General features: G+C 71.3%; 11 protein-coding genes. 6 read left to right on the top strand and 5 right to left on the bottom strand.

Going from position 1 to position 11,764, the window contains the following annotated elements:
* Window positions 1-12: 12 nt before the first annotated feature.
* Window positions 13-864, top strand: a complete 852-nt coding sequence (locus MTP10_RS09165) for a glutathione S-transferase C-terminal domain-containing protein (protein WP_310708620.1) — start codon at window positions 13-15, stop codon at window positions 862-864.
* A gap of 5 nt (window positions 865-869) precedes the next feature.
* Here the strand turns inward: MTP10_RS09165 and MTP10_RS09160 are convergent, their stop codons facing one another.
* Window positions 870-2,153: an MFS transporter gene (locus tag MTP10_RS09160; protein WP_310708619.1), complete on the bottom strand. Its 1,284-nt coding sequence runs from the start codon at window positions 2,151-2,153 to the stop codon at window positions 870-872.
* Complete coding sequence (locus MTP10_RS09155) at window positions 2,150-2,770, bottom strand: helix-turn-helix domain-containing protein (RefSeq protein ID WP_310708618.1); 621 nt, start codon at window positions 2,768-2,770, stop codon at window positions 2,150-2,152. The genes MTP10_RS09160 and MTP10_RS09155 overlap by 4 nt, the downstream gene beginning before the upstream one ends.
* A gap of 73 nt (window positions 2,771-2,843) precedes the next feature.
* Here MTP10_RS09155 and MTP10_RS09150 point away from each other — a divergent pair, with 73 nt between their 5' ends.
* From MTP10_RS09150 to MTP10_RS09130, 5 genes are all read left to right on the top strand, one after another.
* On the top strand, window positions 2,844-3,515 hold the full coding sequence (locus MTP10_RS09150; protein ID WP_310708617.1) for a phenylalanine--tRNA ligase beta subunit-related protein: 672 nt from the start codon (window positions 2,844-2,846) through the stop codon (window positions 3,513-3,515).
* 204 nt (window positions 3,516-3,719) lie between these two features.
* Window positions 3,720-7,403 carry a multifunctional oxoglutarate decarboxylase/oxoglutarate dehydrogenase thiamine pyrophosphate-binding subunit/dihydrolipoyllysine-residue succinyltransferase subunit gene (locus MTP10_RS09145; protein WP_310708616.1) on the top strand — a complete coding sequence of 1,228 codons (3,684 nt, stop codon included), beginning with the start codon at window positions 3,720-3,722 and terminating at the stop codon, window positions 7,401-7,403.
* A 140-nt stretch (window positions 7,404-7,543) separates the two neighbouring features.
* Complete coding sequence (locus MTP10_RS09140) at window positions 7,544-7,720, top strand: DUF6104 family protein (RefSeq protein WP_310708615.1); 177 nt, start codon at window positions 7,544-7,546, stop codon at window positions 7,718-7,720.
* Window positions 7,721-7,848: 128 nt separating this feature from the next.
* Window positions 7,849-8,649, top strand: a complete 801-nt coding sequence (locus MTP10_RS09135; protein WP_310708614.1) for a DUF4097 family beta strand repeat-containing protein — start codon at window positions 7,849-7,851, stop codon at window positions 8,647-8,649.
* Window positions 8,646-9,371: a PadR family transcriptional regulator gene (locus MTP10_RS09130; RefSeq protein ID WP_310708613.1), complete on the top strand. Its 726-nt coding sequence runs from the start codon at window positions 8,646-8,648 to the stop codon at window positions 9,369-9,371. The genes MTP10_RS09135 and MTP10_RS09130 overlap by 4 nt, the downstream gene beginning before the upstream one ends.
* Before the next feature lie 42 nt (window positions 9,372-9,413).
* Here the strand turns inward: MTP10_RS09130 and MTP10_RS09125 are convergent, their stop codons facing one another.
* From MTP10_RS09125 to MTP10_RS09115, 3 genes are all read right to left on the bottom strand, one after another.
* Window positions 9,414-10,370: a zinc-binding dehydrogenase gene (locus MTP10_RS09125; RefSeq protein ID WP_310708612.1), complete on the bottom strand. Its 957-nt coding sequence runs from the start codon at window positions 10,368-10,370 to the stop codon at window positions 9,414-9,416.
* A gap of 9 nt (window positions 10,371-10,379) precedes the next feature.
* Complete coding sequence (locus MTP10_RS09120) at window positions 10,380-11,279, bottom strand: hypothetical protein (protein WP_310708611.1); 900 nt, start codon at window positions 11,277-11,279, stop codon at window positions 10,380-10,382.
* 190 nt (window positions 11,280-11,469) lie between these two features.
* On the bottom strand, window positions 11,470-11,730 hold the full coding sequence (locus tag MTP10_RS09115) for an SSI family serine proteinase inhibitor (protein ID WP_310708610.1): 261 nt from the start codon (window positions 11,728-11,730) through the stop codon (window positions 11,470-11,472).
* Window positions 11,731-11,764 lie beyond the last annotated feature (34 nt).

Here is an 11,764-nt window from a genome sequence, read left to right as displayed (position 1 = left end):
TCTACTGGGGGGATGAAGCTGGAACGCGAGACCACCGGCGACGGACGCTTCGCCCGCCAGCCGAACCGCTTCACCGACCGCCTCGGCCAGCCCGAGCCCGGCAGGTACCGGCTCTACGCCTCCTACGCCTGCCCGTGGGCCCAGCGGGTGCTCATCGTCCGCCGGCTCCTCGGCCTGGAGGACCTGCTCGACGTGACGATCGTCGACCCGATCCGCGACGAGAAGGGCTGGCGCGTCCCGGGCGGCGACCCCGAGTACCTGTCGGAGCTGTACCTGGCCAGCGACCCGGACTACACGGGCCGCTACACCGTCCCCGCCGTCTGGGACACCGTCGAGCGGCGCATCGTGACCAACGACTTCCCCCGGATCACGCTCGACCTGGAGACGTCCTGGTCCACCACGCCGGACCTGTACCCCGAGCGGCTGCGCCCGGACATCGACGCGCTGAACGACCGGATCTACCACGGCCTCAACAACGCGGTCTACGAGGCGGGCTTCGCCCGGTCGCAGGACGCCTACGAGGAGGCCGTGGCACGCGTCTTCACGACGCTCGACGAGCTGGAGGAACGGCTCGCGAAGGGCTCGCCGTACCTGTTCGGCGACGCGCTGACCGAGAGCGACGTACGGCTCTACCCGACGCTGGCCAGGTTCGACGCCGTCTACCACGCCCACTTCAAGTGCTCGGTGCGGCGGCTGGTCGACTACCCGGCGCTGTGGTCGTACGCCCGCAGGCTGTACGCCGTTCCCGCCTTCGGCGAGACGACGGACTTCGACCACATCAAGCGCCACTACTACATGACGCAGACGAACATCAACCCGAGCCGGATCGTCCCGGTCGGTCCCGCGATCGACTGGAGCCTCTGACGGCGTCAGGCCGAGGCGGCGTGCTCCGGCTCGGCCGCCGCCACCCCGCCGGGCCGGAGCGCGGGCAGCCGGGCGAACAGCAGCGCCGAGGCGGCCATCAGGACGGCGGTCAGCACCCACGCGACCCCTGTCCCGGCCGCGGTGGCCAGCACGCCGAGGCCCACGTTCGACATCGCGCCGCCGGCCTGGAGGGCCAGGGAGCTCGTGGAGGCGACCGTGGTGCGCTCCGCCGCGGTGACCGCGCGGTGGGTCATCTCCAGGCACAGCATGCTCGTGACGGCGAGGCCCGCGTACATGCCGACGTACGCCGCGCCCGCGGCCGCCAGCGCGGCGGGGCCGCCCGCCTCGGCGGTGGCGGCCAGCGCGCCGAGTGACAGCGCGCCCAGCACGACGCCGAGGGCCGCGCCGCGCGCCGGTCCCCGGGCCAGCCGGGCCGCCCGGGGTGCGACCGCGTTGCCCACGGAGCTCCCCGCGAAGCCCAGGGCCGCGACCAGCGCGTACGCCGTCCCGCCCAGCTCCGCAGTGCCGGCCAGCCGGGCCAGCCGGCCGGGCGTCAGCAGCTCCACGGCGGTCAGCGCGACGCCCGTCACCACGGCGTACACCATCAGCCGGCGCAGCACGGCGTGACGGGTCGCCAGCCGCAGGCTCGACAGCACGGTCGCGGGCACGGCGCGCAGCGTCTCCCCCAGCGACGCCCGCCGGTGCGACGGCTCGGGCAGCGCGAGCAGCACCACGGCCAGCAGCACCGCCGCCGCGGCGGCGCCCAGCAGCGGCGGCGCGGCCAGCGGCAGCAGCACGGCCGGCGGCACCACCAGCGGCACGAACCCGCCCGCGAGCACGCCGAGGCACAGCGCCGCCGACTCCATCGCGCCGCCGCGCGACAGCCCCGGCCGGAGATCGGCGTCGCGGCCCTCCAGGTCGTGCAGCGTGTCGACGTACCAGGCGGTGGCGGGGCCGCTGGACAGCGCCCGCGCCACCCCCTTGAGCACGCCGGTCAGCACGAACATCCAGAACGTCGTGGACACCGCCATCAACGTGAGCGAGACGACGGTGAACCCGGCCGACACGGCCAGCACCACGCGGCGGCCCACGACGTCGGCCAGGCCGCCCGTGGGCAGTTCCAGGGAGACGGTGACGACGGAGAACACGGTGAAGGCCACGCCGATCTCCGCCAGGCTCAGGCCGCGCTCGGCCATCAGCAGGATCATCGTGGTCATCATGAGGCCGCTGGGCAGCCAGCTCAGGAAGCAGACGAGCAGGTAACGGCGTAACGCCGATCGGGGGGTCATGCGTCTTCCTCGCTGCATTCGCCGCGGAACCCGTCGCGGGACTCGTCGGTGGACTTCATGGGGGCTCGGGTCTCGTTGGGGAAGGCGGCGGCCCACAGCTGGACCTTCCGGGCCTCAGGGTGGTCCGCGTAGCGGGCGATCACGTCGCGTACGAGCTCGCCCATCCGCTGGTTGAACTCCCGCACGCCCTCCGGCGGCAGCTCCGCGAGGTGGTCGCTCATGCCCGCCACGGGGAGCCATTCGGGATCCGGGGACTCCTCGAAGGCCCGCATCGCTCGCACCAGCATCTCCACCTGGCGCGCGTGCATGATGCGCACCGCCTCCCAGCCCTCCGGCGTGGCGGCCATCCGGGCGTTGTCCCAAGAGGTGTAAAGGTGGCGGGCGCGCCAGCGGCGCTCCCTGCCGTCACGCCGGTCGGGGTCCTCCTCGATGAAGCCGTACCTGGCCAGCACCCGCAGGTGGTAGCTGGTCGAGCCGGAACTCTCCCCCACCAGGCGACCCAGCTCGCTGGCCGTCGCGGGCCCGTCCCTGCGCAGCAGCCCGAGCAGCCGCACCCGCAGCGGATGGGCCACCACCTTCAGCACCCGCGGATCGCCGATCTCGTAGATCTCCTCCACACTCACGACGGTAAACCGCAAAGAGAATTTTGCAAAGTGTTTTTTGCGGTTTCTCACTCCCTAAACTGGACGCATGCTCGACGACATCCGGGTGGACGACTCCGTCCTCGCCCTGCGCCCCGACTTCGCCGTCCTGGTCGTGACCGCCCACGGGCTGCGCAACGGCCCGACGGACGACCGCTCGCGCGGCTGGCTGGAGTCCGCCTCCGCCCACCTGTCCGCCGAGGGCGAGGAGGAGCGCGAGGCGCGTGCGGCCAAGATCGAGGCGTGGCGCGACGCGTACCGCGCCTTCGGGGCCAAGCCGTCGCGCACCCGGCCCTCGGTCGACGCGCTCACCCGCCGCCTGCCGCTGCCCGAGATCAACCAGGTCGTCGACGCGTACAACTCGATCAGCGTGAAGCACGCGCTGCCCATCGGCGGCGAGGACCTCGACCGCTACGACGGCCCGGCCCGGCTGGTCACGGCGGCCGGCGACGAGGCGTCGGAGGAGGCGCTCGGCACGCCCGACGCCGGCGAGGTGATCTGGCGCGACGACACGGGCGTCACCTGCCGCAGGTGGAACTGGCGCCAGGTGGCGCGCACGCGGCTCACCGAGGAGACGGTCAACGCGCTGTTCCTCCTGGAGCGGCTGGAGCCGATGTCGCTGGAGGAGCTGAAGGCCGCGGGCGAGGAGCTGGCCGATCTTCTCTCCGAGCAGTCCCCGGGCGTCCGCATCACCAGCCGGTTGCTGTCCGGCGGGAAATAAACCTCTTCCCTCAGCGTTGATACCAAACAGTGATGTTTACTGCATCACCCCCTTTGACTAGGGGTGCGTCGTCCCTGTTCACGGTCCTGGAAGGATCCGACGGGGTGGCGTGGCCACCCGGGCGCGCGTTGCCGGGCAGGACGAGTAACCTTGGACAGGTTCTCTAACATCAACGCCGATCTGCGGAAGAGGGCGATTTCCGCCGTGTCGTCTGAGTCGTCGCGGACAAACCCGCTGGCAAGCTTCGGTCAGAACGAGTGGCTTGTCGACGAGCTGTACCAGAAGTACCTCCAGGACCCCGAGTCGGTCGACAAGGCCTGGTGGAACTTCTTCGCTGACTACAACCCTGACTACGGACCGGGCCGGAGCCCGGCCAGGGAGGCGGCGAACGGCACAGCGACCGCGCCTCCCCCGGCACCCGCCAAGACGGCGGCTCCTCCGGCCCCCAAGACCATCGAAAAGCCGGCCGTCCCGTCCCCTGACGGGGTGGCGGCCAAGCCGGCGCAGCCGGTCGCACCGGCGCCGAAGGGCGCCGAGGAGATAAGGCTGCGCGGGGCGGCGGCCCGCACGGCCGCCAACATGGACCTCTCGCTGTCGGTCCCCACCGCGACCAGTGTCCGCGCCATCCCGGCCAAGCTGCTCATCGACAACCGCATCGTGATCAACAATCACCTCAAGCGGGGACGCGGCGGCAAGGTCTCCTTCACGCACCTGATCGGCTTCGCGATCGTCAAGGCGCTGAAGGCCATGCCGGAGATGAATCACTCCTTCGCCGAGGTCGACGGCAAGCCGACGCTCGTCAAGCCCGAGCACGTCGGGTTCGGCCTGGCCATCGACGTCCAGAAGAGCAACGGTGAGCGCCAGCTCCTCGTGCCGTCCATCAAGGCGGCCGAGCAGATGGACTTCCGCCAGTTCTGGATGGCGTACGAGGAGATCGTCCGCAAGGCGCGGGCGGGCAAGCTCGGTGTCGACGACTTCGCCGGCACCACGATCTCGCTGACCAACCCCGGCACGATCGGCACCGTCCACTCCGTGCCCCGCCTGATGCCCGGCCAGGGCACGATCATCGGCGTGGGCGCGATGGAGTACCCGGCCGAGTACCAGGGCGCCTCCCCCGAGACGCTCTCGCGCCTGGCCGTCTCCAAGGTCATGACGCTGACCAGCACCTACGACCACCGGATCATCCAGGGCGCCCAGTCGGGCGACTTCCTGCGCCAGATCCACCGGCTGCTGCTCGGCGAGGACGGCTTCTACGACGAGATCTTCGAGGCGCTGCGGATCCCGTACGAGCCGGTCCGCTGGGTGCGCGACATCTCCGCCTCGCACGACGACGACGTGGCCAAGTCCGCCCGGGTGATCGAGCTGATCCACGCCTACCGGGTGCGCGGCCATCTCATGGCCGAGACCGACCCGCTGGAGTACAAGCAGCGCAAGCACCCCGACCTCGACATCCAGTCCCACGGCCTGACGCTGTGGGACCTGGAGCGGGAGTTCGCCACCGGCGGCTTCGGCGGCAAGCCGCTGATGAAGCTGCGCGACATCCTGGGCGTGCTACGCGACTCCTACTGCCGCACGGTCGGCATCGAGTACATGCACATCCAGAACCCCGAGGAGCGGGCCTGGATCCAGGCGCGGGTGGAGAAGGGGCACACCTCCCCCGACCGCGAGGAGCAGCTCAACATCCTGTCGCGGCTCAACACCGCCGAGGCGTTCGAGACGTTCCTGCAGACGAAGTTCGTCGGCCAGAAGCGCTTCTCGCTGGAGGGCGGCGAGTCGCTCATCCCGCTGCTCGACTCGGTGATCAGTGACGCCGCCGACGAGGGCCTCGACGAGGTCGTCATCGGCATGGCCCACCGGGGCCGCCTCAACGTGCTGGCCAACATCGTCGGCAAGTCGTACGCGCAGATCTTCGGCGAGTTCGAGGGCAACATCGACCCGCGCACGGCGCACGGCTCCGGCGACGTGAAGTACCACCTGGGCGCGGCCGGCGAGTTCACCGCGCTGAGCGGCAAGACCATCACCGCCTCGGTGGTGGCCAACCCGTCGCACCTGGAGGCGGTGGACCCCGTCCTGGAGGGCGTCGTCCGCGCCAAGCAGGACCTCCTGGAGCGCGGCGAGGAGGGCTTCACGGTCCTGCCGGTGCTCATCCACGGCGACGCGGCCTTCGCCGGCCAGGGCGTCGTGGCCGAGACGCTCAACCTGTCGCAGCTGCGCGGCTACCGCACCGGCGGCACCGTGCACGTGGTGGTCAACAACCAGGTCGGCTTCACCACCTCGCCGGCCTCGTCCCGCTCCAGCGTCTACGCGACCGACGTCGCGCGGATGATCCAGGCGCCGATCTTCCACGTCAACGGCGACGACCCCGAGGCCGTGGTCCGCGTCGGGCAGCTCGCCTACGAGTACCGCCAGACGTTCCGCAAGGACGTGGTCATCGACCTCATCTGCTACCGCCGCCGCGGCCACAACGAGGGCGACAACCCCGCCTTCACCCAGCCGCTGATGTACGACCTGATCGACGCCAAGCGCTCGACCCGCAAGCTCTACACCGAGGCGCTGATCGGCCGGGGCGACATCACGGTCGAGGAGGCCGAGCAGGCGCTGCGCGACTACCAGGCCAAGCTGGAGCAGGCGTTCACCGAGACCCGCGAGGCGGCCAAGAAGCCGCTGGAGGCGGGCGCGATGCGGGTGCCGCCCACCGAGGTGGTCAAGTGGTCGCACGACGACACGCCGACGGCGATCAGCGACGAGACGCTCAAGCGCATCGTCGACACCCAGCTCAACCTGCCCGAGGGCTTCACGCCGCACCCGCGCCTGGCGCCGGTGATCCAGCGCCGCGGCACGATGGTCGAGCAGGACGCCATCGACTGGAGCATGGGTGAGACGCTGGCCTTCGGGTCGCTGCTCATCGACGGCCATCCGGTGCGCCTGGTCGGCCAGGACTCCCGCCGCGGCACGTTCACCCAGCGCCACGCCGTGCTGGTCGACCGGCTGACCGGCGAGGAGCACACGCCGCTCAAGACCTTCAACCAGGGCACCACGAAGTTCTACGTCTACGACTCGCTGCTCAGCGAGTTCGCGGCGCTCGGCTTCGAGTACGGCTACAGCGTCGTGCGCCCGGACGCCCTGGTGGCCTGGGAGGCGCAGTTCGGTGACTTCGTCAACGGCGCCCAGACGATCATCGACGAGTTCATCTCGTCCGGTGAGCAGAAGTGGGGCCAGAAGTCGGGTGTCGTGCTGCTGCTGCCGCACGGCTACGAGGGGCAGGGTCCCGACCACTCCTCGGCCCGCATCGAGCGCTTCCTCCAGGTCTGCGCGCTCGACAACATGACGGTCGCCCAGCCCAGCACGCCGGCCAACTACTTCCACCTGCTGCGCTGGCAGGTGGAGTCCGGCCGGCACAAGCCGCTGGTCGTCTTCACGCCCAAGTCGTTGCTGCGCCACAAGGCGGCCACCTCCAAGGCGGACGACTTCACCTCGGGCACCTTCCAGCCGGTTCTCAGCGACACGACCGTCGATCCGGCGAAGGTCACCAAGGTGGTCCTCTGCTCCGGCAGGGTCTACTACGACCTGGCGGCCAAGCGCGACGAGAGCGGCCGCGACGACGTCGCGATCGTGCGGCTGGAGCGGCTCTACCCGTTCCCGGGCGACGAGCTGGCCGCCGAGCTGGGCCGCTACGGCCAGCAGGCGCAGCTCGTCTGGGCGCAGGACGAGCCGGTCAACATGGGCCCGTGGCCGTACCTCGCGCTCAAGCTGGCCGAGGACCCGCAGCTGTTCGGCGGTCGCGCGCTCAACCGCGTGTCCCGCCCGGCCAACAGCTCGCCCGCGGCCGGTTCCCACAACGCTCACGACAACGAGCTGCACGAGATGCTCAGCCAGATCTTCGGCTGATCGGCTCGTCAGAGACCCCCGCCGGCCCGCGCCGGCGGGGGTTTCTCGTTGAGCGGCCCGGGCCGGGCGGCGCGGCGGGCTTACTAGAGTTGGGCCGGGGACCCCGTGTCCCGGCAGCACGGCGATCGAAACGGAGCACGATGTACTTCACCGACCGGGGGATCGAGGAGCTGGTCGACAGGCGCGGCGAGGAGGAGGTCAGCCTCCTCTGGCTGGGTGAGCGGCTGCGCGAGTTCGTGGACCTCAACCCCGAGTTCGAGACGCCGATCGAGCGGCTGGCCACCTGGCTGGCCCGCCTCGACGACGAGGACGAGTGACGGCGGGAGGACCCGCCCGCCTTCCGGTGCCGCATCGGCACGCGTAAACGCGATACATCTTGAGTTTCCGTAAGACACGACATATCGTGTCTTACGTGAGGAGCGTGTCGCCAGAAAGGGCGGGGACCATGCAGCACTGGACCATCGACGGCCCCGAGCAGCTGACCTTCGGACCGGTGAGATCCCTGGACGTGCGGATCGTGTCGGGCCGGCTCGCCGTGCTCGCCAGCGACGGCCCGCCCGTCCTGGAGGTCACCGAGATCGACGGCGCGCCGCTGCTCGTGACCTACGACGAGGAGACCGGCGAGCTGGCCGTCACCTACAAGGACCTCACGTGGGACGGCATGCTGGGCTGGCTGCGCAAGACCACGCGCCGGAGCGTCGCCACGCTGACCGTCCCGAGGAGCTGCCACGTCAACGCCGGCGTGGTCAGCGCCTCGGCCGTGGTCGCCGGGTTCGAGAACCTGACCCAGGTCAAGAGCGCGGCCGGCGACATCGTGCTCGACGGCGTGAGCGGCGAGGTGGGTGCCACCACCGTGTCCGGCCACGTCGAGAGCCGGGCCATGGCCGGCGACCTGACGTTCACCAGCGTGTCCGGCGACCTGACCGTCGCCCAGGGGGTCCCGCGCCGGCTGCGCGCCAACAGCGTGTCGGGGCGCATCACGGCCGACCTGGAGCTGCGGCCCACGGGTCATGTGACGCTCACCAGCGTTTCGGGTGACATCCTGGTCAGGCTGCCCGAGGACGTGCAGGCGGACGTGCGGCTGCGGTCCACCACCGGACGGCTGGTCAGCACGTTCGAGAAACTGTCCAACGAGAGCAGACCCGGCGCGAAGTCGCTGTCGGGGCGGCTCGGTGGCGGCATGGCCTCGCTGTCGGCGACGACGGTCTCCGGCGAGGTGGCGCTGCTCAAGGGGGAGAACCAATGAGCCCTGTGTTCGGTCACGGCCGCCTGCGGCTGTATCTGCTGAAGCTGCTGGACGAGAGCCCACGCCACGGCTACGAGGTGATCCGGCTGCTCCAGGACCGATTCCTCGGCGTGTACTCGCCCTCCCCCGGCACCATCTACCCGCGCCTGGCCCGCCTGGAGGAGGAGGGGCTGGTCACGCACGAGGTGGTCGACGGCAAGAAGGTGTTCTCGATCACCGACAAGGGCCGCGAGGAGCTGAACGACCGCCTCGATGAGCTCGACGACCTGGAGCAGGAGATCTCCGCCTCCGTGCGCGACATCGCGCGCGAGGTCAAGGAGGACGTGCGCGACACGGTCAAGTCGCTGCGCGAGGAGCTGACCAGGATGGCCAAGGACGTGCGCGTCGGCTCGCCGGCCGACCTGCGCCGGCAGAAGGCCGACGTGGAGCGGCTCAAGCAGGAGCAGAAGCGGCAGTGGCTGGAGCACGCCCAGCACTGGCAGGGCGAGAGCCAGCGGCTGACGACCGAGTGGCGCCGGATCTGGGCCGAGGTGTGGTCCACGCTCGGCGGCGCTCCGGCCTCGCGGGCCCAGCTCGACGCGGAGCTCGGCGGCATGCTGGCCGACTTCGTGGCCGGGGTGCGCGAGCAGGCGTCCGACCCCCGGCTGGACCGCGAGCGGCTGGAGCGCGTGCGCGCCGCGCTGGACGAGGCGTCCGGCCGGATCCGCGACGCGCTCCGGTGACGTCAGGCGCGAGCCGTTTCCAGGTCGCGCCAGGTGTCCGTCTCAGGCGGTGAAGACGATCTTGCCGAACACGTCTCCCGCGGCCAGCGCGGCGAACCCGTAACGGGCCTCGGCCAGCGGCAGCGTCCGGTCGACGACCGGCCGTACCCCTGTCTGCTCCAGGAAGACCGCCAGGCGCTGGAGCTGGTCACGGGTGCCCATGGTGGTGCCCACCACGGAGAGCTGGAGGAAGAAGACCCGGTTGAGGTCGGCCGGCGGCACCGCGCCGCTGGTCGCGCCGGAGACCACGATCCGGCCGCCCGGCCTGAGCGACTTGAGCGAGTGGTCCCAGGTGGCCTGGCCGACGGTCTCCATCACCGCGTCCACCCGCTCGGGCAGCCGCGCGCCCGTCTCGAAGACCTGGTCGGCTCCCAGCTCCAGGGCCCGTTCCCGCTTGTCCGCCGAGCGGCTGGTGGCCCAGACGCGGAAGCCCCCGGCGCGGCCGAGCGCGATCAGCGCGGTGGCGACGCCGCCGCCGGCCCCCTGCACGAGCACCGTCGAGCCCGGCTGGAGCCCCGCCTTGTCGAAGAGCATCCGGTAGGCGGTCAGCCAGGCCGTCGGCAGGCACGCCGCCTGCTCGAACGTGAGCGCGGCCGGCTTGGGCACCAGGTTGCGGCGCGGCACGGCGACCCGCTCGGCGAACGTGCCGTCGTGCACCTCCGACAGCAGCGAGCGCTTCGGGTCGAGCGTCTCGTCGGCGCCACTGCCGATCACCGCGTGCACGATGACCTCGTTGCCGTCCTCGTCGACCCCGGCCGCGTCGCAGCCGAGCACGATCGGCAGCCGGTCTTGGCGGATGCCGACGCCCTTGAGCGTCCACAGGTCGTGGTGGTTGAGCGCGGCGGCCCGTACGGTGACGGTGGTCCAGCCGTCCCGGGTCTCGGGCTCGGGCCGCTCACCGAGCGTCAGCCCGGCCAGAGGGTTGTCGGGATCGGTCTGTGTGGCGGTTACGGCGAACATGGCCGCACCCTACTTCAGCGTGATCCGGATCTCCTTGACCGCCCGCTCGACGAACGCGGGCGAGCCGGAGGCGGCGATCTGCACCCCGTCGCGGCAGACGGTCCTGGCCGGCCGGCCACGGCGGTCGATCATCATGGGGGGCTGGGAGGCACGGCCGCAGTCCGGCACCGGGATGAGGCCCACGACGTCACCCGTCACGCCGCCGAACCAGAGCTGCGGCCCCACCGGGTCGCCCTGGACGGTCTCGCCCGGCTCGGCCAGGCGGACCGGAGCCGTGGCGGTCAGCACCAGGTAGCCGCCCTTGGTCACCCGGCCGCGGATGTGCCCGGCCGCCGCCATGCGCTGCTCGAAGGTCAGCCCGTCGGGCCGGTCGTACAGCGCGAGGCGCCAGTGGCCGAACGCGAACAGCAGCACCTGCCCGTACGAGCCGCTGCCCGGCTGGCGCGGGTACAGGTCGACGTTCGGCGTGAGGCTCCGCAGCGGCCGGCCGCCCTTCGACACCTCGGCCTCGCCGCCGTACGGCGCGGACATGCGGCGGTACTGGCCGGCCACCCAGACGCCCTGGAACGGCCGCGAGCCGAGCGCGGCGAGCCCGAGCCGCGACGGGTAGCGGACCTCGGCGGGGGTGCCGTCGGGGAAGACGACGCGGAGGACCTCGTCGCCGCCCTTCGCCCTGGGGGTGACCTGCAGGAGGTTGGGCGCGGCCCTCGTCGTGGTCAGGGGCGCGGCGGGACGGGTGGTCCCGTGTCCTGTGGTGAGAGGCCCCGGATCGGGGCCGGGACCGGGGTCGCGGCCGGCGAGCAGCCCGGCGACCGCGACGGCGAGCAGCGCCACGACCACCGCCGCGCCGGTCAACCGCCGGCGGCGGCCCCGCCCTCCGGCCTCGATGACATCGAACTGATCGGCCACGGCCGTCCTCATGTCGTGCGGGCTCTCGCCTTCCGCCCCAGTCCAGACCAGTGACGCGGCGTGGCGCATTCACCTGATCGCCACATTGCCCTTCCCCCCGCGGCGCGTACGCATGACGACGGGACCCCGGCCGATGGCCGAGGTCCCGTCTTGGCAGGTCCGTCAGGGCATGGTGGTCAGGGCGTGTCTGTCAGGACATCTGGAAGACGGGGCCCGTCGCCGCCGACATCTCGCAGCCGTTGGAGAACGTGCGTTCGTAGCGGATCGGCCGGCCCGCCCAGATGCCGAGCGCCGAGACGCGGACCGGGTTGTACTCCATCGTGCAGACCGCGTCGGTCCGCGAGGGCAGCCGGGCGGGGTCGCCGCCGGCCCTTTCGAGGGCGATGCAGGCGGGCTTGGACGAGCGCGACTTGCAGGACAGCACGCCCCCCTTGTCGCCAACAATGATCACGAAAAGCCTCCGGTCCGTGTCGGGAGAGTGAGTC

Source organism: Nonomuraea sp. 3-1Str, assembly GCF_031570565.1.
Classification (GTDB): domain Bacteria; phylum Actinomycetota; class Actinomycetes; order Streptosporangiales; family Streptosporangiaceae; genus Nonomuraea.
Note: the sequence above shows the minus strand (reverse complement) of the source record. Positions and strands in the feature narration are given on the sequence as shown.